Below are 19,227 nucleotides of genomic sequence, written 5' to 3'. Positions count from 1 at the left end.
CGCGCGGCGCTCCGGCCATCATGCAGGGCCTAATCAGGTCGGGGGGGAAGGTCCCGAAGTGGGGGCGCCGTTGAAGCTATGTGTGGCCGCCATCCAAACAGAGCATTTGTTCCGCTCGGTCGGGATGATGGCGAGAACCGGATTCATCGACTCGTTATCTTTGACCCTAGCGTGCTTACGCTCGTCAGATTGTGCCGTCGTTCAGTAGTACTCGACGCAATTTGCGGAAAACGCTAACCAGGCGCGAGATCAATTCGGCGGGCGTTTCTTCTAGGCCGATCTGGCCATGGACGCCGTAATCTCGCGGGCCGAAGTATGGCGGGCTGGTCACGCAGGTGTGAGCTGACTGGCCCGGCAGCGTGCGCATCGTCCCAATGCTGTCGCCTATCAACATGCTCCGTTATCCTTCAAAAAGAGGATGGATGCTTGGCTCCTTCTGCAGCTGCTGGCGTTTAGGGCGGATTTAGGGTATTCAGTCACGCTTAAACCCTATGAAAGGAAGCAAAATGGACAAGATATTGCTCACAGCATTTCTCACCGCGTTAGCGGGCTTTATTACAGCTGCACTCAGCATCGTGAAGTTGGTTAATGAGAAAGAGAGTAAAACTACGGAATTCCGGCAGGCGTGGACTTTGTCTGCACGGGCTTCATTGGCAGAGTTGATAGCCTCTATAAATTCATATGTGTCCGCAGTTGTAAGCTCCAAGGATATTGGCAAGGGTCTGTTCGATAACCTGAAGAGGCTTCACAATACTGAAGGTGAGCAAGAAAGCAAGTTGCTGGGAAATGTCGTTGATCAACAGTTTGAGCAGCACCATGCAGCACGCGCTCGAGCAGTGGCCTTGTATCCTCAGGTGCAGCAAGCTTATGCCTCTGCTCGGCTGCATTTCAAAATCAATGATCCTGAGTTTACTCCGCTGGAACACAAGTATGACTACTGTGCTCATAAAATCGAAGAGCTTTTAGATCAGGACGATGATAAAAAATGGGACGTCCTACGCGAACAAGTATTCAATGCGACGTCCGAAATGACGGTGTTTTCTAGGTCTTTGTTAAAGGCTGAGTGGGAAAAGGTTAAAAAAGGCGAGTCTGCATACCAAAAAACAAAGAGATGGTCTGTCTGGTTCTGTGTTTCAATGCTGGTACTGCTAATTGCAATCGGCGTGCATGCTTTCATCGGCTCCAAACCACTGTATCCCCCCGCAGATGCGCCAGCACCTAGTGCCTTACAACCTCAGAAATAGGGTCGCGCCCTCAGACTTCCTACAGCCGGGGCATGGCGATTATCGAATTTAGCAAAATCTACTTGCCCCCTATGGTGGGTGGATCGCCCTACTTAACGGGTAGACATACTCTAATAACGTAATCACCCGCTATAGTTCGATATATTTCCCTTACAGCAGGCCGCCCCGGCGTTTCCTGGAGCGGTCGTTTAGGCTTCGAGGATTGGTATATTGTGGTCGATAGCGACGTAACAGACATGCACCATCCTCCGCAGGCCCGGGGGCGAGCAGGTTGCTAGTGGGCCATACGGGGTAAACGGCATGGGGCCGGTTTAAGGAGTGAAAAATGACGTTGCGCGCCAAACCGTTATTCAGAGTTCATCAACACGGTGATGCTGAGCACACTCCGTGGATAGAAATTGCGTACTGGAACAGCGATGACGGCATGCCGACTGACCTATTTGGTTTCGATTTGCCTGATGGTACGACGTTCAAAAAGGCGGAGGAGATAGCCGAATTCCTTAATCAAAACATCGACAACTTCACCTATACCAAAACTACGCCATAGGTTCAGTTACGTTCACGCTCCATTTGGTTCGAGATGTCATGGATGCGTACCAGGTCAGATGCTGTGGGCAATGCTTGGCACTTTAGTAATCGCGCCTTTCTTCAGCAGTGCATTGAGCGGAGTGCTTATCGTATTGCCATCCACGTTGGCGTCCTTAGCCATCTCTGTGATGGTCGGCGAGTGGCCATTCTGGGTAATGTAGCTGCCGATGAAGGCGACTGTTATTGCCTGCATCTGGTTGAGTGCACATTTCTGCATCTTGGTTTCCTCCGCTTGGCGTGTAGGGGCACTCAGCGGCATCGGAGTTATGCATGCGTGAGATCGACCGTACGATGCCACGCTTGCGTTAAATATCAAGCTGAGAAACTGCCGAGTGCGAGTTTCGCCGACGAGCCAATCTTGTCTTCCAACACTGAGTTGAACTCCTGTCCGATCGCCTCGCGTTGTGCTCCTTCGCCTACCCAGCGCAGTTTCAGCACCGGCACCGCTCCTCTGGTAATCTCTGAAATGCGCAGCGTGATCTGCTGCTCGGTCAATCCCTCAGCCGTCTGGCTGATCTTGCCTCAATCGCCAACGCTTGAGCAGACCAGGCTCGCAAGGCGCTCGCCAAACAGCGGGATGCCGAGCAGCGCCTTGCCGCCTTGCCTTCTTGGACCAGACCGCAACCGACGAGAAGGTGAAAGCCAATGCTGAAAACAAAACTCTGCGCCGCGCAATTGTTGACGGTAATCGCCGGCTGCGCATCGCGGGAAGTTGTAGTGCCGGTGGCGGGAACGTGCCCGGTGCCGCCAGCACCACCGGCGTGGGCGATGCAGGCACCGTCGAACTCGCTGCAGAAACTGGATGATCTGTTTTCGATATCCGCGCCGGGATCATTGATGATCAAGCAGCCCTAAGCGCCGCTAAGCAACATATTCAGGATATCTGCTCATAAGATTTGGGACGGCCGGAGCGGACGTTCATTACCTACTCAGCTTGGATCTTTGCCCATTCGCGCGCGTACTGCTCGGTTTCATCTACGCAGTCTCGGCAGAGCAACGCCCCGTAGTAGGATTGCTGATCGAGCGCTTCGGCCAGGGGCAGCCCTTCCAACACCACGCTGCAATCGTTGTGGTGTCCACCTGGGTTTTCAACTCCATCACACCCCTTTGATAAAAAAGGCTTGAGAACTTTTTGTTGGAGTGAAGACAGCTTGTCGTAACCCTGATCCGCAGCTAGTCGAGCTATTCCGAGGACTTTCTGATCTTCGTTGTCAAGCGACCCGTATTCGATAAGCTTCTCAACAACCTTTTGCTCGTCACTCATAAAAATCTCCCTGAACATAAACCGCCCCGCGCGGTAAATTCGTCGACGATATCATAGCGCGTGACCAGGAATACTGATTCACGACTTTCTTGGGAGCTGCGCCGAGAATTCGCCGAACATCTTGCGCCGGCGGCTGGTGCCAGTGCGATGGGGCATCCGCACGCGGAAAATGAACATCTCCGGCGTCGAGCCGGCTGGCGAGGCGCTCTACTTTCAGTCGTGGTGGTGCCGCCTTGGAGGAGGATATGGCTCCCGACCACCTGGCTATCACTTGACAAGGTCCTGAATATCCGTGCGCCGGGCACTTGCTTGGTGGGGATTGTAGGCGACAGCTTGATAGGGGCGGGTATTGTCTGCGGCGATCTGTTGATTGTGGACAAGGGGCTCGAAGCAACAGCCGGGCTGGTCATCATCGAGGTCGTTAACGAGCAACGCTGGTCAAATACCCTGCATACGTGGGGCGTCACCCGGTGCTGCGCTCGGCCAGTCCAAAAAAACCCGATCGCTTCATCATGGAAGGTGACGAGTTCGGTATCTGGGGAGTAGTCACGCACAGCATTCAGGACCATGCGAAGAATTGAGCATGTGCGTCAAAGAGCATGAACTGAAAATCAGGAATAACCCGCTCGAGCATTAGGCGCGACGCGAGTACGCAGTCGACCACCGGAATGGCGAGACGGCCGGCCATGCCAAAGCGTTGCAGCGGCTCGGATTCATCGACGAGTAGGAGTTACGGGAACGCTCGAGTATGCCGATGCGGGGTCCTTTCAATGTTTCGGGGGATCTCGCCTACCGGAATTGGCTGGGGATTGGTGAAGCGGGAAAAAATGGGGGCAGTGAACATCTGCGGGACGCCGGGGAGGGGGGCAAATAGTCCAGCAAAAGCGAAACAGTACATCCATCAGTACAGCAAAACCCTAGATATCCGATAGGGTCTTGCTAATACTGGGCTTTGGTCGATCAGTTCGACTCCGGCTCGGGGCACCATTCAGAAAAAAGGCACTTGAGGGCAACCTCAAGTGCCTTTTTTGTCTCTACCCCCGCAAAACCCTCCGCAAAAACGGCGCCGTCCGGCTCTCTTCCACGTCGGCAACCACCTCAGGCGTCCCACACGCCACAACATTGCCACCCTTGTCCCCAGCGCCCGGGCCGATGTCGATCACCCAGTCACTCTGCGCCACCACGCGCATTTCATGCTCAACCACCACCACGCTGTGCCCTGCATCCACCAACGCATTCAACTGCGTCAGCAGCCGATCCACATCGGTGGGGTGCAGGCCCGTGGTCGGCTCATCGAGCACATACAAGGTGGCGCCGCGTTGACTGCGCTGTAGCTCCGTCGCCAGTTTGATGCGCTGAGCCTCACCGCCGGACAACTCAGTCGCAGGCTGACCCAGACGCAAATAGCCCAGACCAATATCACGCAGCACCGTCAGCGAGCGTAGAACCCCTGGCTGATCGACGAATACATCCACCGCCTGTTCAACCGTCAGCTGCAACACGTCGGCGATACTCAAGCCATTCCATTTGATCGCCAACGTGTCCTGGTTGTAGCGCGCACCATGGCAGGTCGGGCAGGGCGCGTAGACGCTGGGCATGAACAGCAATTCAACGCTGACGAACCCTTCGCCTTCGCACACCTGGCAGCGGCCCTTGGCGACGTTGAACGAGAACTGCCCGGCGTCGTAGCCGGCCTTCTGCGCGTCGGGCGTCGCGGCGAACAATTTGCGCACGTTGTCGAACAGCCCGGTGTAGGTCGCCAGGTTGGAACGCGGGGTGCGGCCGATGGGTTTCTGGTCAACCTGCACCAGACGCTTGATCGCGCTCATTCCGCCCGCAATGTGCCCGCCGGTGGGTTGCGGCGCATCGTCTTCCAGGCTGGATTCTTCCGCCTCGGCCTCCGCAACCGGGCGTCCCAATTCGGCGCCCACCAGTTCCAGCAACGCCTGGCTGACCAGGCTGGATTTGCCCGAACCGGAGATGCCGGTCACCGAGGTGAAGCAGCCCAGCGGAAATTCAGCGCTCAGTGAATTGAGGTTGTTGCGGGTAATGCCTTCCAGGCGCAGCCAGTCGGTCGGCTGCCTTCTTGCCGAACTCAGTGCGGAATGCTCGGCGAACAGATGACGGCCCGTTTGCGAGGATTCGATCTCGGCCAAACCTGCGGGAGGGCCGCTGTACAGCACGTGCCCGCCATGCTCGCCGGCAGCAGGGCCGACGTCGATCAGCCAGTCGGCGCGGCGCATGGTTTCCAGGTCATGCTCGACGACGAACAGCGAGTTGCCGGAAGCCTTCAGCTGCTGCAACGCCGTGAACAGCGCTTCGCTGTCGGCCGGGTGCAGGCCTGCAGAAGGCTCGTCCAGCACGTAGATCACACCAAACAGCTGCGAGCCCAATTGCGTCGCCAGGCGCAGGCGCTGCAGTTCACCGGATGACAGCGACGGCGTGCTGCGATCCAGCGCCAGGTAGCCGAGCCCCAGTTCGGTGAGGGTGCTGACCCGCGCCAGCAAGTCCTGGGCGATGCGTTGGGCGGCGAGGCGCTTCTCGACAGACAGGTTCGGTGTCGCGCGCACATCGGGGGCTGCGTCGTGGGCCGAACCGCCTGCAGTGACCCGCTTCTTTTTCGCCTTGGCCATCTGCTCGCGATCCAGCACAGCGCTGCCGCGATCTTCATTTTCAAAAACGCCCGCAGCCACCGGACGCAACACTTCAGCCAGCCGCAGCAGCGGCATCTGCGCCAATTCGCCGATATCGAGGCCGGCAAACGTCACCGACAGGGCCTCGCGCTTCAGGCGTTTGCCATCGCACAACGGGCAGGGGCTGCCGCGCATGAAACGCGACACGCGCTTTTTCATCAACGCGCTCTGGGTGGTGGCAAAGGTGTGCTGCACGTAGCGGCGGGCACCGGTGAAGGTGCCCTGATAACTGGGTTCGAGTTTGCGCTTGATCGCCAGACGGGTTTCTTCCGGGGTCAGCCCTCCGTAGACCGGCACGTTAGGCTGCTCATCAGTGAACAGAATCCAGTCGCGGTCCTTTTTCGGCAGGTCGCGCCACGGGGTGTCGACGTCGTAACCCAGGGTGACGAGGATGTCGCGCTGGTTCTGGCCGCCCCACGCCAGAGGCCAGGCGGCGATGGCGCGCTGGCGAATGGTCAAAGAGTCGTCCGGGACCATCAGCTCTTCAGGAATCTCATAGACCCGGCCCAGACCGTGACACTCGGGGCAGGCGCCCTGGGGCAGGTTCGGCGAAAAATCTTCGGCATAGAGCATCGGTTGCCCCGGCGGATAGGTGCCGGCGCGGGAATAGAGCATGCGGATCAGGCTGGACAGGGTGGTCACGCTGCCGACCGATGAGCGCGTGCTCGGCGTCCCTCGTTGCTGCTGCAGCGCGACGGCAGGCGGTAGGCCTTCGATGGAGTCAACGTCGGGCACGCCCACCTGATCGATGAGGCGTCGGGCGTAGGGCGCGACGGATTCGAAATAGCGGCGTTGGGCTTCGGCGTAGAGGGTGGAGAAGGCCAGTGAGGATTTGCCCGAGCCCGACACGCCGGTGAACACCACCAGTGCGTCGCGGGGGATGTCGACGTCCACGTTCTTGAGGTTGTGCTCTCGGGTGCCGCGCACCCGGACGAATCCGGGGCGGTCGGCAGCGACGGTGAAGGAAGAAGGGCGGGCGTCGTCTGGCAGGTGCGGCGGTGTGGTCATGGGTGAGGCCTTTGAATCCTGGAAAGCGGGAGCGGTTTACTCGGCGAGGGGCACTTTGGGGGTGTGCCCGGCGTCGTCGTGATCACCGCCGGTCAGCGGCTCGTCTTCACGCACGTCATCGGTGCGCTCGCGGTCATCGGCGACGTCAGCCGGACGTGCGTCCGGGTCGTTGAGTTTTTCGCCGGGTATATGCGCGTTGTGGGTGGTCATGCTGTTTCTCCTGTCAGTTCTTCGGATGCTTCACGAATGACCTCGGCAGCCTGCAGGCCTTGGAGGAAGCCGGCCAGCGCCACTTCCTCCAGACGCAGGCCTTTGCGCTGGCGGATGCGCGGCAGCTTGGACAGTTCGCCCATCGCGAAGGCTTCGAGCACGGCCGGGTGGATGTAGCACTTGCGGCAGACCGCCGGGGTATTGCCCAGCAGCCGCGCGACCTCCTTGACCATGGACACGACGTGTTTCTTCGCGTCCGCCTCCGGCTCCCAGTGCAGCTTGCGCAGGGTCGCCAGTGCCATCGCGCTGCCGGCCCAGGTGCGGTAGTCCTTGGCGGTGAAATCGGCGCCGGTCAGTGTGTGCAGGTACTGGTTGATGTCGTGTGAGGAAACGGTATGCCGCTGGCCGTCGTCATCCAGGTACTGGAACAGGTTCTGGCCGGGCAATTCCATGCAGCGCTTGATGATGTTCGCCAAGCGTCGGTCAGTGACGCTGAGCCGGTGCTCGACGCCGCTCTTGCCACGAAACTCGAAGTAAATCTTGCTGCCCTTCACGTCGACGTGTTTGTTGCGCAGCGTGGTCAGGCCGTAGGAGCGGTTATCCCGGGCGTACTGACTGTTGCCGATCCGGATCAGCGTCTGGTCCAGCAGCGACAGCACTGCGGCCATAACCTTTTCGCGGCCCATGCCGGGTTTGGCCAGCTGCGTTTCCAACTGTTTGCGCACCTTGGGCAGCGCCTGGCCGAAGGCAATCATCCGCGAGTATTTGTTCTCGTCGCGGATCTCGCGCCAGCGCGGGTGGTAGCGGTACTGCTTGCGCCCGCGAGCGTCGCGGCCGGTCGCTTGCAGGTGGCCCTGGCGGTCAGCGCAAATCCACACGTCGGTGTACGCCGGCGGGATCACCAGCGCGTTGATGCGTTTGATCACGTCCTCGTCGCGGATGCGTTGGCCGTCGGTGTCGAAGTAGGCGAACTTGCCGCGCAGAATCTTGCGGGTAAATCCGGGCTGGCTGTCGTCGACGTAATGCAGATCTTTGGGCAGGTCTTCGCTGTGGATTGTGTCCGGCATGAAAGGCAGTCCTGAATGCGGGTCTTTTTGCATTGACCGTGGCGCTGCGCAGTCGTGCCGACTAATTGCATACCTGATGAATGGGACGGGTGATTGCTCGCCTACGCCAGCAGCGCGACTGATTTGATCTGCGCCCACAGCGTCTGCCCGGGCGCCAGCTGCAGCTGATCCCTGGAGTAGCGGGTGATCCGCGCCAGCAGCGGCGAGCCGTCGGCATCCAGGCGGACCAGCACATGGGCGGTGTTGTCGGCGGCGATCTCTTCGATGACGGTCACCGGCAGGCGATTGAGAATGCTGCTTTGAGCATCGGGTTGCAGGCTCAGGCTCACATCCCGCGCCTGTACTTTAAGGCGCAGGGGTTTGCCGGGCAGCAACGCGGAATGGGCGACGCGGATACTCAGTTCGCTGCGCGGCAAACGGACGGTGATGAGTTGATAGGCCGCATCGTACGCCTGCACGCTTCCCTCGATCACCACGCCCGCGTCGTCGCCCATCGCCAGCGGCAGATCCAGCCGCGCCAGTGTTTCGCCGATGGGGCCGCTGGCCAGCGCTTTACCGTCGCTGAGCAATACCAGATGATCGGCCAGTCGAGCCACCTCGTCCTGGGCGTGACTTACGTAAATCAGCGGAATATCCAGCTCGTCGTGGAGGCGCTCTAGGTACGGCAGGATTTCGCTTTTGCGTTGGGCATCCAGTGCCGCCAGGGGTTCGTCCATCAGCAGCAGGCGCGGGCTGGTCAGCAACACGCGGGCGATGCCGACCCGCTGACGTTCGCCGCCGGACAGCTTATCGGGCGCGCGTTGGAGCAAATGATCGATGCCCAGCAGCGAAGTCGCCTGCTGCAACGTGATACGCCTGTCGCGCTCGGGAATGCGCTTCAGCCCGAAGCGCAGATTGCCCTCGACGTCGAGGTGCGGAAAAAGGCTGGCTTCCTGAAACACGTAGCCCAATGGACGTTTGTGCGGGGGCAGAAAGATGTTGTTGGCGCTGTCCTGCCAGACCTCGCCGTTGACGCGGATATAGCCGTCGGCCGCCTTTTCCAGCCCGGCGATGCAGCGCAGGCAGGTGGTTTTGCCGGAGCCGGAATGGCCATACAGCGCCGAGACGCCGCGACCGGGCAAGTGGAGGTCGACGTCGAGAACGAACTCGGCGTAATTCACCTGCAGCCGCACTTCAATCTTCGCACTCATGCGCCGCTCCACGCCGACCGGGCCTTGCCGCTGGAATACAGCGCCAGCAATACCACAAAGGAAAACACCAGCATCGCCCCGGCCAGCCAATGGGCCTGGGCGTACTCCATGGCTTCGACGTGGTTGTAGATCTGCGTGGACACGACGCGGGTTCTCTCCGGGATGTTGCCGCCAATCATCAGCACCACGCCAAACTCACCCACGGTGTGGGCGAATCCCAGAATCGCCCCGGTGATAAAGCCGGGGCGTGCCAGCGGCAGGATCACTGAGAAGAACGTGTCCCAAGGACCGGCGCGCAGCGTGGCCGCCACTTCAAGGGGGCGAGGACCGATGGCGACGAAGGCGTTCTGCAAGGGCTGCACCACGAACGGCAGGGAGTACAGCACCGAGCCGATCACCAACCCGCTGAAACTGAAGGTCAGCGTGCCGAGCCCCAGGCTCTGGGTCAGCTCCCCGACCGCGCCGTTCGGCCCGAGCAACAGCAGCAGATAAAAGCCGATCACCGTGGGTGGCAGCACCAGAGGCAAGGCCACGATCGCGCCGATGGGGCCTTTCAACCAGGAGCGGGTGCGCGACAACCACAGCGCGATGGGCGTGCCGACGATCAGCAGAATCACAGTGGTCAGGGACGCCAGTTTCAGCGTCAGCCAGATGGCCGCGAGGTCTGCACTGCCCAGCAGCATTTACAGCTGGTACCCGTAGGATTTGATGATGGCGGCGGCTTTCGGGCCTTTGAGGTAGTCCATCAGCGCCTTGGCGGCGGCGTTGTCTTTGCCCTTGTTGAGGATCACCGCGTCCTGCTTGATCGGCTCATGCAGATTGGCCGGCACGATCCACGCCGAGCCACCGGTCAGCTTGCCGTCCTTGAACACCTGGGAGAGGGCGACGAAACCCAGCTCGGCGTTGCCGGTCTGCACGAACTGATAGGCCTGGGCGATGCTCTGGCCTTCGACGACCTTGCTTTTAGTCGCGTCGGTCAGGCCCAGTTTGTCCAGGGTCTGGGTGGCAGCGAGACCATAGGGCGCGGCTTTCGGGTTGGCAATGGACAGGTGTTCGAATTTGCCGTCCTTGAGCACTTGACCCTTGTCGTCCACATAGCCGTCTTTGGCCGACCACAGCGCCAAAGTGCCCACCGCGTAGGTAAAGCGCGAGCCTTTCACCGTCTCGTTTTCGCTCTCCAGCTTGGCCGGGGTGGTGTCATCGGCGGCGAGAAACACTTCGAACGGCGCGCCATTTTTGATCTGGGTGTAGAACTGGCCGGTCGCGCCGAAAGAAGCGACCAACTTGTGACCGGTGTCTTTTTCGAAGTCCTGGGCGATGGCCTGGATCGGCGCCGTGAAGTTGGCGGCAACGGCCACTTGGACCTCATCGGCAAACGCAGTGCCCGACGACAGCGCGGCACAGGCGATGACCAGCAAGGTGAGGGTGAAGCGGTTTGAAACGGCGCGCATGGAACGGCTCCGGGCTAGCAAACGGAATGAGGAAGAACGCCAACCGGACGCCGGTCAAACGCTATGCAGCGAAATATATAGCGAGTCTCCTCCGCGCGGAAGCCGGATCTTGCCGTGCTCCGTTTTAAATCGACGGCTGCATCATCGGCTCAGCGCCCGGCCAGCCGCTCAAGGGCGCCGATGGCCAGCGTCCGGGTGAGTTCTTCTGCGGACAGCGAGTGCTTGATGCCCACCGCCTGACCCGCCCAAAGATTCATGAAGCCGTCGTCGCCACGGGCTTCGGCTTTGCTGCGCAGGGGCATCAGTGCGCCGCCCGCAGTGGGGAAGGCCGGCGCGGCAGCGGCCATGGGTCCGATCTCGTTCATGATGCGATTGACGATGCCCCGGGCCGGGCGACCGGTGAAAATGTTGGTGATGGCGGTCTGGCTGTCCTGGGCGCGGCTCAATGCCGCCTGATGCAGCGCCGAGGCCTTGGCTTCCGGGGTGAACAGGTACGCGGTGCCCACTAGCACGGCGGAGGCGCCGAGCATGAACGCGGCGGCAATCCCGCGACTGTCGGCAATGCCGCCGGCGGCGATGACCGGAACCGTCACGGCATCGACGATCTGCGGCACCAGCGCCATCGTGCCGACCTGAGTGTGCAACTGATCGCTGAGGAACATCCCGCGATGGCCGCCGGCCTCGTAGCCCATGGCGATGACCGCGTCGCAACCCCGTGCCTCGAGCCACTCGGCTTCTTCCACGGTGGTCGCCGAGGAGAGCACCTTCGCACCGGTGGCCTTTACCCGCGCCAGCAAGGCGGGATCGGGCAGACCGAAGTGGAAGCTGACCACTTCAGGTTTCAATTCCTCCACCAGCGCGCAAGCGGCCTCGTCGAAGGGTGCCCGGTTGGACGTGGGCGTTGGCGCATCGAAGTCGGCGCCCAGTTCGTCGTAGTAGGGCTTGAGCAGGTGTTTCCAGTCTGCATCGGCCTGCGGATCGGCGGGCGGGGCCGAGTGGCAGAAGAAATTCAGGTTGAGCGGCGCATGGGTGCCCGCGCGTATCCGCGCGACTTCCTCTCTAATCTGCGCGCGGGTGAGCATGGCGCAGGGCAGCGAGGGCAGGCCGCCGGCTTTGCCCACCGCGACGGCCATCGCCGAGCCGGATGCACCGGCCATGGGCGCTTGCAGGATGGGCAGTTCGATGTCCAGCAGTTTGAGCAGGCGGGTGTCGGGCCAGGCGATCATCGGCAGAGTCTCCGTAGCGAAAAGGCCGCTGAACAGCGGCGCATGCAAAGTTGCGGTTGATTTAATAGACGCTCGGTCTAATATGCAACCCCATGAACGACATCATTGCAAAACCCAGACGCCCCGGCCGCCCTCCCAAAGTGGCACGCCCCGATGACTTCGACACCCGCGAGGCGCTGATCCGTTGCGGCGTTGAGGTACTGACCGAGCAGGGCTTCATGGCCACGGGCATCGACGGCATCCTCAAGCGGGTCGGTGTGCCCAAAGGCTCCTTCTATCATTACTTCGCCAGCAAAGAGGTGTTCGGCCTCGCAGTGCTCGACAGCTACGCCGGCTACTTCGCCCGGCGCCTGGACCGCTGGCTGCTGGATGAATCGCTCTCGCCGCTGGAACGGCTGGCCGGCTTCGTTCAGGAATCGAAGGTCAATATCGCCCGCCACGATTTTCGGCGGGGCTGCCTTGTGGGCAACATGGGCCAGGAAGTGAGCGTTCTGCCAGCGGGCTTCCGTGAGGCGCTGGAAAAGGTTTTCCTCGACTGGCAGGCGCGCCTGACAGGGTGCTTCAAAGCGGCGATCGCGGCGGGCGAACTGCCGGCGCGCACCGATTGTTCAGAGCTGGCGGCGTATTTCTGGATCGGCTGGGAGGGCGCCGTGCTGCGGGCTCGACTGGTGCAGAACGAGCAGCCGCTCAACACCTTCATCATCGGATTTCTGCGCGGATTGCCGCGCTGATGTCTTCGGGCCTGATTATAGACGAGCGGTCTAAATAGGAGTGTGCGGTATGTTTAAAGGCATCCTGATCAATAAAGACGACAACGGCTACCGCGCCGCGCTGACGGACATCGACGACAGTCAGTTGCCCGAAGGCGACGTCACCGTGCGCGTCAGTCACAGCACGCTGAATTACAAAGACGGCCTGGCGATCACCGGCAAAGGGCCGATCGTGCGGCAGTTCCCGATGGTGCCTGGGGTGGATCTGGCCGGCACGGTCGAGGACAGCAGCGACCCGGACTTCAAGCCGGGCGATCAGGTGCTGCTCAATGGCTGGGGCGTCGGCGAAGGGCACTGGGGCGGGCTGGCGCAGAGGGCGCGCTTGCAGGGCAAATGGCTGATCCCGCTGCCAAGCGGCTTCACGCCGGCACAGGCCATGGCCATCGGCACGGCGGGCTATACGGCGATGCTGGCGATCATGGCGCTGGAGAAAAACGGCGTCACGCCAGACAAGGGCGATGTGCTGGTGACTGGCGCCAACGGCGGTGTCGGCAGTTTCGCCATCGCGCTGCTGGCAAAACTCGGTTATCGCGTCGTGGCCTCTACCGGCCGCTTGAGCGAGAGCGATTACCTGACCTCTCTCGGCGCCGCAGAAATCATCGACCGCGCCACCCTTGCCGAGCCCGGCCGCCCGTTGGCGAAGGAGCGCTGGGCCGGGGCGATCGATTCGGTGGGCAGCCACACCCTCGCCAACATCTGCGCCAGCACCCGCTATTGGGGCACGGTGGCGACCTGCGGTCTGGCCCAAGGGATGGACTTTCCGGCGTCGGTGGCGCCCTTCATTCTGCGCGGCGTGACCCTCGCAGGCATCGACAGCGTCATGCGCCCGCGCCAGGACCGCATTGACGCCTGGGCGCGTCTGGCCCGGGATCTTGATGTGTCGCTGCTGCCGCTGATCAGCCGCGAGATCGGCTTGGGTGAGGTGATTGAGACCGCGCACCGGCTCATGAACGGTCAGGTGCGCGGGCGCATCGTGGTCGATACCCAGCGCTGATCAGCCGCAGGTGAAGGGGCGCACCTCGAGCACCCTGACCTGCGCCATGGCGGGGTGCCGAGGATTGAGCAGCAGGTTGCGCGTATGGGTGATGGTCGCGGACGGCACGATCAACCCGAGTTGCTCCCGCCGCTCCAGCCAGGCGCTGCCGAAATCCATGCTGGGGCGGTCCGCCGGTGTGACGTCCCAACCCGGCGGTAACTGAGTCAGCGCCGGTTGCCAATACAGCCCCGGGTCATCCGGCAACTGCAGGTGAACGAGCTGGAAACCCGGCTGCGGAAGGCTCGCACATTGAATGAGCGTGTCCAGGGCGCAGCCTGACGCGCTCAGCGCGAGGTAAATGGCAGGCTGGTCGGCGTGATTCCAGCGCCCGCCGAACTGCGCGGCGCCCAGGCCGGACAGATCGTTCGCGGCACTGTCCTTGCTGATCCTCCAGGCCTGCATCAGACGACCCCGCCATGCTGCAGTGCGCTGAGCAGGCGACGTGCCTGGCGCGCGCCGATCTCGGTTTCGCAGAGGGCGATGGGTGTCTGGCCGTTGAGTGCGCGGTTGGAGGCAACCATCCAGCGGCGGGCGGTGTTCTGGTCTTCGAAGAGTTCGGCGGCGTGGGTGGCGAGGGCGGCAACCCGATCGAGGCGCTCGGAGCCGACGATGTCCAGCGGTCGTTGCTGACGCTGGCGGCGTTCCAGGGTCGAGACCGAGGTCGCCAGCAAGGCTTCGAGCTGACTGTTGCTGAGGCGGAAGGCATTGCGCAGCACCTTTACCCAGCCGGGCGGGAAGCCCGAGCGGATGTAGTCCAGTCGTTCGGTTTCGTTGCGTGCATTGAGCTGGTCGGCGATCAACCAGAATGAGGGGGCGTTGTCGGTTATCGCTGCTTGAAGAGTCGAAGGCACGTCCATGCTCCTTGTGAGATCCGGTGCAGGGACCTTACGCCGCTGTCAGGGTTTCTCAAGCGAGAAGCTGTTACCGGCGTTTGCATGCCCGGCTTCAGTGGTAGGACCGGCTTTAGCCGGGAAGCTTCTAGCGGATGGCGTACAGCGCATTCCGACACCTGACTCTACTCTTGACGACTTTTAATGACTCACTATGATTAACTTTGAATCACTCTTTAGTCAGGACCCTCCCATCATGGCAAACCCCGCAAAGACCCGATCGGTGACGGCTCACGTTCCTGAGGCGTTGGCACAGAAAGTCGATTTGATGGCAGAGCGTCTGGAACGCTCCAAAAACTGGATCGTCAAACAGGCTCTTTCCGCCTGGATAGATCAGGAAGAAGAGCGGAGTCGCCTGACTCGCGAGGCATTGGCTGACGTTGATGCTGGCCGCGTAATTGATCACCAAGCCGTTCAGGCCTGGGCTGATAGCCTTGGCACCGACACGCCGTTGCCGGTCCCGCGCTGATGGAATTGAAGTGGACGAGCAAAGCGCTTTCCGACATTGCCCGACTGTATGAGTTTCTTGCAGCGGTCAATCAGCCAGCCGCCGCACGAACCGTGCAGCAACTCACGACAGCACCGACTACGTTACTCGCCAACCCACGCATAGGCGAACGCTTGGAAGAATTTGAGCCGAGGGATGTGCGCAGAATCCAGATCGGCTGTTACGAGATGCGCTACGAGATAGCGAATTCCACAATCTATTTGCTGCGTCTGTGGCACACCCGCGAGGATCGATAGCATTACGAAAGCAGCGAAACTGACGTTTGAGCTGGGCTGAAACCGATCAAAACAGCTCAGCGTGAATACTGTGATTCCGTTTTTTGACCCTCACGAGTGAGCAACGCCTGCTTGCGCTCCACTCCCCAACGATAGCCCGACAACGCGCCATCACTGCGCACCACACGATGGCAGGGAATCGCCACGGCAATGCGGTTTGCCCCGCAGGCCAGGGCGACCGCGCGGCTGGCGGTCGGCGCACCGATCCGTTGGGCGATCTGCGCGTAGCTGGCGGTCGTGCCCGGCGGGATTTGCGCCAGGGCCTGCCAGACCCGCTGCTGAAAAGCGGTGCCTTGCAAATCCAGCGGCAGGTTCAGGCCCAGCTTCGGTGCTTCGATAAACCCCACCACCTCCGCCATCAGCCGCTCGAACTCCGCGTCGCCGCCGATCAGCGTGGCGCTGTGGAACTGATCCTGCAGGTCTTGCACCAGTCGATTGGGGTCATCGCCGAGCAGAATGGCGCACACGCCCCGGGGGCTCCGGGCCACCAGAATGGCGCCGAGAAAGCACTCGCCGACGGCAAAACGGATCTCCAGCGCCGCGCCGCCCTTGCGGTAGTCGGTGGGGCGCATGCCCAGCAGTCCGGCGCTGGCCTCGTAGAAACGGCTGTTGGAATTGAAACCGGCATCGTACAGGGCGTCGGTGATACGCCCGCTGTCGGTCAGTTTGTGGCGTACCTTGTCGGCGCGGTGGGCGTTGGCGTAGCCCTTGGGTGTCAGGCCGGTGACGGCTTTGAAGACGCGATGGAAATGCCAGGGGCTCATGGACGCGTGGGCAGCGAGCTCGGCGAGGGTCGGCAACAACTCCGCGTCGGCGATCAGACGACAGGCGCCAGCGACCACGGCGGCGTGCTGCTCAGCCAGGCCGGTGCGGTCGGCGGCGGCGCGTTTGCTGGGGCGAAAGCCGGCGGCTTCGGCCTCGGTGGCACTGTCAAAGAACACCACGTTTTCCGGGCGCGGCAAGCGTGCGCTGCTGCTCGGGCGGCAGTACACCCCCGTCGTACGCACGCCGTAGACGAACTGCCCGTCGGCGCTGACGTCCCGGGACACCACGGCGTTCCAGCGCGGGTCGAGCTCGACGGGTTGGGTGGACGGATTACTCGGCTGGCGGCTCATTTCTGCTGCTCTCTGACGGTTCACTGGACTGTACGTTAGCCGCAGTGATGGAAGGCGACACTCCGAGTCTTGCGTTCAAACTTTTGCCTTCAGGCCAACCTGTTCAATCAGCCCAGCATCGGCGGCAATGTGCCGAGCAACGACACCGCCCCCAGCGCACCCGCTCCAAACAGGCCTTCCAGCAATACGCTCAGCCGCAGGCGCGCCATCGGCAAATCAGCGGCCTGGGCCAACTGCCGGTTCAGCGCTGCCAGCACCAGCATCCCCGCAACCATCGTGACTTTAACGGCCAGCACCAGGCCGAACCCGGCAAACGCCGGCTCAGGCCAGAACCCGCCGCTGAGGGCACGAACGTTGATCAGGCCCGTGGCGATGATCACCGTCACCAGCCCGTAGCTGATGCCGCTGAAACGCCGCAACACCAAGGCCAGATCGACACCACCATCAGCCCTCAGCAGCAGGGCCAGCATCAACAGACCGCCGAGCCAGGTGCCGACGCCGAGCAGGTGCAGCATTTGGTTGAGGATCAGCAGCTGGCCTTTCAGACCGTCGAACATGGCGCCGTGACCCACCGGCGCCAGGGTCAGCAGCAACAGCGTGTTGAGGACCAGCAGCGCGCCCGGGTTCACCCGGCGATTGAGGCTGACAACCAGCACGTTCAGCAGCAGATGAACGACCCACACATGACCGAACCAGGTATTGCCCAGCACCAGCCCGACGGTGGACGGATTGATCGCGCCGCTCCAGTCGCTGCTCAGGTAAGCAGCCGTCAGCATCAACCAGGCCATCGCGCTCACCAGCGCGATGGCCGCGAGCCAGCCGAGCAGTCGACTCAGGCGAGGTTCCGCCCGGCTGGCCTCAAAAGGCAGCAAATGCCGGCCAAACAACAGGCAGCGGAACGCGCCGGCCCCGAATAGCAACAGCACTGCGCCGAAGTGGATGAACCGGCACAGGATCAGTCCTTCGTGCATGGGGTTATGGCGTCACCTGAAAGCGGTAGGTGCCTTCGCTCTTGTGGGTGTCCACCGACACGGCGTGCCATTCCACCTTGTATTTGCCCGGGACCATCGGCACGGCGGGGGTCACGATCAGAACTTTCTGGTTATTGGGATCGGTTTCGACGTTACGCGTCTGGATGATTTCAGTCGGCGTATCGGGGGCGTCCAGGCTGATGACCACTTTGGTGAATGTGGCTTCGACGCCTTCGGAGAAGACCAGGCGCAGCTCTTTGGGCGCGCTCACTTCGCTGTCGGCAGCGGGCTGCTGGCTTTCAAGATGGGCGTGGGCGAAGGCTGCAGTGGAGGTCAGACAGGCCAGCAGGGACAGGCAGGAGAGGGCGTGTTTGAAACGTTGGGCAGACATCGGCGGGACCTTTGCTTGGTGGCAGTTGCAGCGAATGGTTGACGGAATCGACGACGGTCGACTCGGGATGACCGGATCGCTACTAGACCAGAAAGTGCAGAAGGACTCCAGCGATTAAGCCGGGTGCGCCGTCAGGATCGAGACGCTGTAGGGGGGCAGGCAAGGGAGCCGAGTGATGCACTGATCATGCAGCAAATGGCTGCGCCGCCTGCGCGACGCAGCCCTGGGCGGTCAGACCTTGAAGAAGCTCACGCGGTCGGTGAGCACGTCGGCCAGGGTCGACAGCTCGCGGCTGGAGCGGGCCACCTGATTGGAGCCGACGGCGGTTTCCAGCGCCGCATCGTGGATGCGGTTGATGTTGACGCTGACGTCGTCGGCCACCGCCTGTTGCTGCGCGGCGGCGCTGGCGATCTGCGCGTTCATGTCGTTGAGCGCTCCGACTTCGTGGCGGATCCTGACCAGCGCGGTTTGCGCTTCGTGAGTCTGCTCGACCGTGCGCTGGGCCATCTCGCGGCTTTCGCGCATCAGGTCGGCGGTCTTCACCGCCCCGTTTTGCAATTGGCCGACCATGTCGCGGATTTCCTGGGTCGATTCCTGGGTGCGGTTGGCCAGGGAGCGAACCTCGTCGGCGACCACTGCAAACCCGCGGCCTGCCTCACCGGCGCGGGCGGCCTCGATGGCAGCGTTAAGCGCCAGCAGGTTGGTGCGTTCGGCGATGGAGTTGATCACCGCCACCACGTTCTCGATGGCGCGGCTGTCGCTGGACACCTGGCCGACCGAGTCAGCGGCGCTCTCCAGCTTGCGCGCCAGTTGGTCCATCGCCTGGGCGGTGCCTTCGACCACGCGCTTGCCGTTCTCGACTTCGTCGTCGGCGGTCTGGGTGGCACTGGCGGCCTGATTGGCGTAGCTCGCCACTTCTTTTACAGTGGTCGCCATCTGATTGACTGCAGCGGCCATATGCTGGGTTTCGCTGGCCTGGAGGCGCATCTGGTCGCTGTTGCTGTCGGAACTGGACAGCAGCTGTGCGGAAGAGTGGGTCAACGCCGCCGCAGCCGAACGCACTTCGGTGATGGTGGCCGACAGGTGCACATTGGTCGCCTTGAGCGCGCCCATGACGCTGTCGGGATAGGCCGTTTCGATCTTGTCGGTCAGTTCGCCGGCCGCCAGACGACGGATCGAAGCCGCCACTTGATGGGGTTCAGCGCCCAGGGTCGATTTGAGGCTGCGGATGATCAGCAGCGAGGCAATGATGCCCAACACCACGGCGATGCCGGTCGCCAGCAACATCAGCGAAGCGAATTGCGAGGCGGTGGCCCGTACCGAAGTGATG

The 19,227-nt window shown here is 61.8% G+C and carries 23 protein-coding genes and 2 pseudogenes; 8 read left to right on the top strand and 17 right to left on the bottom strand.

All coding sequences use genetic code 11. The annotated features are described in order from the left end of the window. Positions 1 to 184: 184 nt before the first annotated feature. The gene (locus SLW74_RS20875) at positions 185 to 394 is read right to left on the bottom strand and encodes a hypothetical protein (protein ID WP_410929960.1); all 210 of its coding nucleotides are present in this window, start codon (positions 392 to 394) and stop codon (positions 185 to 187) included. Positions 395 to 506: 112 nt separating this feature from the next. Between SLW74_RS20875 and SLW74_RS20870 the strand changes: the two genes are divergently transcribed. Next, complete coding sequence (locus SLW74_RS20870) at positions 507 to 1,244, top strand: hypothetical protein (protein WP_410929959.1); 738 nt, start codon at positions 507 to 509, stop codon at positions 1,242 to 1,244. Between the two features lie 325 nt (positions 1,245 to 1,569). Next, complete coding sequence (locus SLW74_RS20865; protein ID WP_410929958.1) at positions 1,570 to 1,791, top strand: hypothetical protein; 222 nt, start codon at positions 1,570 to 1,572, stop codon at positions 1,789 to 1,791. Positions 1,792 to 1,845: 54 nt separating this feature from the next. On the opposite strand, the gene SLW74_RS20860 is transcribed toward SLW74_RS20865, so the two are convergent. Both SLW74_RS20860 and SLW74_RS20855 read right to left on the bottom strand, forming a co-directional pair. Then, entirely contained in the window at positions 1,846 to 2,049 is a 204-nt protein-coding gene (locus SLW74_RS20860; protein WP_410929957.1) for a LexA family protein, read from the bottom strand. A 95-nt stretch (positions 2,050 to 2,144) separates the two neighbouring features. Further along, on the bottom strand, positions 2,145 to 2,327 hold the full coding sequence (locus tag SLW74_RS20855; protein WP_410930021.1) for a hypothetical protein: 183 nt from the start codon (positions 2,325 to 2,327) through the stop codon (positions 2,145 to 2,147). A 140-nt stretch (positions 2,328 to 2,467) separates the two neighbouring features. Between SLW74_RS20855 and SLW74_RS20850 the strand changes: the two are divergent. Together SLW74_RS20850 and rz1 are read left to right on the top strand one after the other, a co-directional pair. Next, positions 2,468 to 2,572 (top strand): annotated as a pseudogene (locus SLW74_RS20850) (hypothetical protein); the annotation flags it as partial. Further along, positions 2,541 to 2,687, top strand: a pseudogene (gene rz1 / locus SLW74_RS20845) (lysis system o-spanin lipoprotein Rz1); the annotation flags it as partial. The pseudogenes SLW74_RS20850 and rz1, both read left to right, overlap by 32 nt. 70 nt (positions 2,688 to 2,757) lie before the next feature. Here rz1 and SLW74_RS20840 read toward each other — a convergent pair. From SLW74_RS20840 to SLW74_RS20805, 8 genes are all read right to left on the bottom strand, one after another. Then, complete coding sequence (locus SLW74_RS20840; RefSeq protein ID WP_410929956.1) at positions 2,758 to 3,096, bottom strand: hypothetical protein; 339 nt, start codon at positions 3,094 to 3,096, stop codon at positions 2,758 to 2,760. A 1,034-nt stretch (positions 3,097 to 4,130) separates the two neighbouring features. Further along, positions 4,131 to 6,797, bottom strand: a complete 2,667-nt coding sequence (locus tag SLW74_RS20835) for an excinuclease ABC subunit A (RefSeq protein WP_410929955.1) — start codon at positions 6,795 to 6,797, stop codon at positions 4,131 to 4,133. Between the two features lie 36 nt (positions 6,798 to 6,833). Next, positions 6,834 to 7,007 carry a hypothetical protein gene (locus tag SLW74_RS20830; RefSeq protein WP_167355806.1) on the bottom strand — a complete coding sequence of 58 codons (174 nt, stop codon included), beginning with the start codon at positions 7,005 to 7,007 and terminating at the stop codon, positions 6,834 to 6,836. Next, on the bottom strand, positions 7,004 to 8,074 hold the full coding sequence (locus SLW74_RS20825; RefSeq protein ID WP_410929954.1) for a DNA topoisomerase IB: 1,071 nt from the start codon (positions 8,072 to 8,074) through the stop codon (positions 7,004 to 7,006). Before SLW74_RS20825 ends, SLW74_RS20830 begins: the two co-directional genes overlap by 4 nt. Before the next feature lie 101 nt (positions 8,075 to 8,175). Next, a complete protein-coding gene (gene modC, locus SLW74_RS20820; RefSeq protein WP_410929953.1) occupies positions 8,176 to 9,264 on the bottom strand; it encodes a molybdenum ABC transporter ATP-binding protein in 1,089 nt (362 codons plus the stop codon). Continuing rightward, complete coding sequence (modB, locus tag SLW74_RS20815; RefSeq protein ID WP_065990502.1) at positions 9,261 to 9,947, bottom strand: molybdate ABC transporter permease subunit; 687 nt, start codon at positions 9,945 to 9,947, stop codon at positions 9,261 to 9,263. The genes modC and modB overlap by 4 nt, the downstream gene beginning before the upstream one ends. Further along, complete coding sequence (modA, locus tag SLW74_RS20810) at positions 9,948 to 10,715, bottom strand: molybdate ABC transporter substrate-binding protein (protein ID WP_065990503.1); 768 nt, start codon at positions 10,713 to 10,715, stop codon at positions 9,948 to 9,950. Between the two features lie 149 nt (positions 10,716 to 10,864). Beyond that, the gene (locus SLW74_RS20805) at positions 10,865 to 11,941 is read right to left on the bottom strand and encodes an NAD(P)H-dependent flavin oxidoreductase (protein ID WP_410929952.1); all 1,077 of its coding nucleotides are present in this window, start codon (positions 11,939 to 11,941) and stop codon (positions 10,865 to 10,867) included. A gap of 92 nt (positions 11,942 to 12,033) precedes the next feature. Between SLW74_RS20805 and SLW74_RS20800 the strand changes: the two genes are divergently transcribed. Together SLW74_RS20800 and SLW74_RS20795 are read left to right on the top strand one after the other, a co-directional pair. Next, positions 12,034 to 12,672 (top strand): TetR/AcrR family transcriptional regulator, encoded by a 639-nt coding sequence (locus SLW74_RS20800; protein ID WP_410929951.1) that lies wholly within the window; start codon positions 12,034 to 12,036, stop codon positions 12,670 to 12,672. 49 nt (positions 12,673 to 12,721) lie between these two features. Further along, positions 12,722 to 13,705 (top strand): MDR family oxidoreductase, encoded by a 984-nt coding sequence (locus SLW74_RS20795; RefSeq protein ID WP_410929950.1) that lies wholly within the window; start codon positions 12,722 to 12,724, stop codon positions 13,703 to 13,705. Here the strand turns inward: SLW74_RS20795 and SLW74_RS20790 are convergent, their stop codons facing one another. Beyond that, on the bottom strand, positions 13,706 to 14,149 hold the full coding sequence (locus SLW74_RS20790) for an RES family NAD+ phosphorylase (RefSeq protein WP_192131828.1): 444 nt from the start codon (positions 14,147 to 14,149) through the stop codon (positions 13,706 to 13,708). Beyond that, complete coding sequence (locus tag SLW74_RS20785; RefSeq protein WP_410929949.1) at positions 14,149 to 14,598, bottom strand: antitoxin Xre/MbcA/ParS toxin-binding domain-containing protein; 450 nt, start codon at positions 14,596 to 14,598, stop codon at positions 14,149 to 14,151. The genes SLW74_RS20790 and SLW74_RS20785 overlap by 1 nt, the downstream gene beginning before the upstream one ends. Positions 14,599 to 14,833: 235 nt before the next feature. Here SLW74_RS20785 and SLW74_RS20780 point away from each other — a divergent pair, with 235 nt between their 5' ends. Together SLW74_RS20780 and SLW74_RS20775 are read left to right on the top strand one after the other, a co-directional pair. Next, the gene (locus SLW74_RS20780; protein ID WP_065990867.1) at positions 14,834 to 15,106 is read left to right on the top strand and encodes a CopG family ribbon-helix-helix protein; all 273 of its coding nucleotides are present in this window, start codon (positions 14,834 to 14,836) and stop codon (positions 15,104 to 15,106) included. Beyond that, positions 15,106 to 15,381 (top strand): type II toxin-antitoxin system RelE/ParE family toxin, encoded by a 276-nt coding sequence (locus SLW74_RS20775; protein ID WP_065990514.1) that lies wholly within the window; start codon positions 15,106 to 15,108, stop codon positions 15,379 to 15,381. The genes SLW74_RS20780 and SLW74_RS20775 overlap by 1 nt, the downstream gene beginning before the upstream one ends. Before the next feature lie 56 nt (positions 15,382 to 15,437). On the opposite strand, the gene ada is transcribed toward SLW74_RS20775, so the two are convergent. The 4 genes from ada to SLW74_RS20755 form a co-directional block, all read right to left on the bottom strand. Further along, a complete protein-coding gene (gene ada, locus SLW74_RS20770; protein WP_410929948.1) occupies positions 15,438 to 16,535 on the bottom strand; it encodes a bifunctional DNA-binding transcriptional regulator/O6-methylguanine-DNA methyltransferase Ada in 1,098 nt (365 codons plus the stop codon). 107 nt (positions 16,536 to 16,642) lie between these two features. Then, positions 16,643 to 17,506 (bottom strand): copper homeostasis membrane protein CopD, encoded by an 864-nt coding sequence (copD, locus tag SLW74_RS20765; RefSeq protein WP_410929947.1) that lies wholly within the window; start codon positions 17,504 to 17,506, stop codon positions 16,643 to 16,645. A 4-nt stretch (positions 17,507 to 17,510) separates the two neighbouring features. Next, positions 17,511 to 17,897, bottom strand: a complete 387-nt coding sequence (gene copC, locus SLW74_RS20760) for a copper homeostasis periplasmic binding protein CopC (RefSeq protein ID WP_065990527.1) — start codon at positions 17,895 to 17,897, stop codon at positions 17,511 to 17,513. A gap of 231 nt (positions 17,898 to 18,128) precedes the next feature. Then, positions 18,129 to 18,833, bottom strand: coding sequence for a methyl-accepting chemotaxis protein (locus SLW74_RS20755; protein WP_410930013.1), 705 nt, complete (start codon positions 18,831 to 18,833; stop codon positions 18,129 to 18,131). Positions 18,834 to 19,227 lie beyond the last annotated feature (394 nt).

Source organism: Pseudomonas sp. W5-36 (assembly GCF_046540455.1).
GTDB classification, from domain to species: Bacteria; Pseudomonadota; Gammaproteobacteria; order Pseudomonadales; family Pseudomonadaceae; genus Aquipseudomonas; species Aquipseudomonas graminis_B.
The sequence above is the reverse complement of the archived record's forward strand: the minus strand, read 5'-3'. Positions and strand labels throughout refer to the sequence as shown.

Excerpts from the sequence above, each read along its gene's own strand:
- modC (WP_410929953.1), bottom strand. The coding sequence starts at position 9,264 with ATGAGTGCGAAGATTGAAGTGCGGCTGCAGGTGAATTACGCCGAGTTC.
- modB (WP_065990502.1), bottom strand. The coding sequence starts at position 9,947 with ATGCTGCTGGGCAGTGCAGACCTCGCGGCCATCTGGCTGACGCTGAAA.
- copD (WP_410929947.1), bottom strand. The coding sequence starts at position 17,506 with ATGCACGAAGGACTGATCCTGTGCCGGTTCATCCACTTCGGCGCAGTG.
- SLW74_RS20775 (WP_065990514.1), top strand. The coding sequence starts at position 15,106 with ATGGAATTGAAGTGGACGAGCAAAGCGCTTTCCGACATTGCCCGACTG.
- SLW74_RS20825 (WP_410929954.1), bottom strand. The coding sequence starts at position 8,074 with ATGCCGGACACAATCCACAGCGAAGACCTGCCCAAAGATCTGCATTAC.
- SLW74_RS20805 (WP_410929952.1), bottom strand. The coding sequence starts at position 11,941 with ATGATCGCCTGGCCCGACACCCGCCTGCTCAAACTGCTGGACATCGAA.
- copC (WP_065990527.1), bottom strand. The coding sequence starts at position 17,897 with ATGTCTGCCCAACGTTTCAAACACGCCCTCTCCTGCCTGTCCCTGCTG.
- SLW74_RS20835 (WP_410929955.1), bottom strand. The coding sequence starts at position 6,797 with ATGACCACACCGCCGCACCTGCCAGACGACGCCCGCCCTTCTTCCTTC.
- SLW74_RS20840 (WP_410929956.1), bottom strand. The coding sequence starts at position 3,096 with ATGAGTGACGAGCAAAAGGTTGTTGAGAAGCTTATCGAATACGGGTCG.
- SLW74_RS20755 (WP_410930013.1), bottom strand. The coding sequence starts at position 18,833 with ATGGCGACCACTGTAAAAGAAGTGGCGAGCTACGCCAATCAGGCCGCC.
- ada (WP_410929948.1), bottom strand. The coding sequence starts at position 16,535 with ATGAGCCGCCAGCCGAGTAATCCGTCCACCCAACCCGTCGAGCTCGAC.
- SLW74_RS20790 (WP_192131828.1), bottom strand. The coding sequence starts at position 14,149 with ATGCAGGCCTGGAGGATCAGCAAGGACAGTGCCGCGAACGATCTGTCC.
- SLW74_RS20830 (WP_167355806.1), bottom strand. The coding sequence starts at position 7,007 with ATGACCACCCACAACGCGCATATACCCGGCGAAAAACTCAACGACCCG.
- SLW74_RS20870 (WP_410929959.1), top strand. The coding sequence starts at position 507 with ATGGACAAGATATTGCTCACAGCATTTCTCACCGCGTTAGCGGGCTTT.
- SLW74_RS20800 (WP_410929951.1), top strand. The coding sequence starts at position 12,034 with ATGAACGACATCATTGCAAAACCCAGACGCCCCGGCCGCCCTCCCAAA.
- SLW74_RS20875 (WP_410929960.1), bottom strand. The coding sequence starts at position 394 with ATGTTGATAGGCGACAGCATTGGGACGATGCGCACGCTGCCGGGCCAG.
- modA (WP_065990503.1), bottom strand. The coding sequence starts at position 10,715 with ATGCGCGCCGTTTCAAACCGCTTCACCCTCACCTTGCTGGTCATCGCC.
- SLW74_RS20860 (WP_410929957.1), bottom strand. The coding sequence starts at position 2,049 with ATGCAGAAATGTGCACTCAACCAGATGCAGGCAATAACAGTCGCCTTC.
- SLW74_RS20865 (WP_410929958.1), top strand. The coding sequence starts at position 1,570 with ATGACGTTGCGCGCCAAACCGTTATTCAGAGTTCATCAACACGGTGAT.
- SLW74_RS20780 (WP_065990867.1), top strand. The coding sequence starts at position 14,834 with ATGGCAAACCCCGCAAAGACCCGATCGGTGACGGCTCACGTTCCTGAG.
- SLW74_RS20795 (WP_410929950.1), top strand. The coding sequence starts at position 12,722 with ATGTTTAAAGGCATCCTGATCAATAAAGACGACAACGGCTACCGCGCC.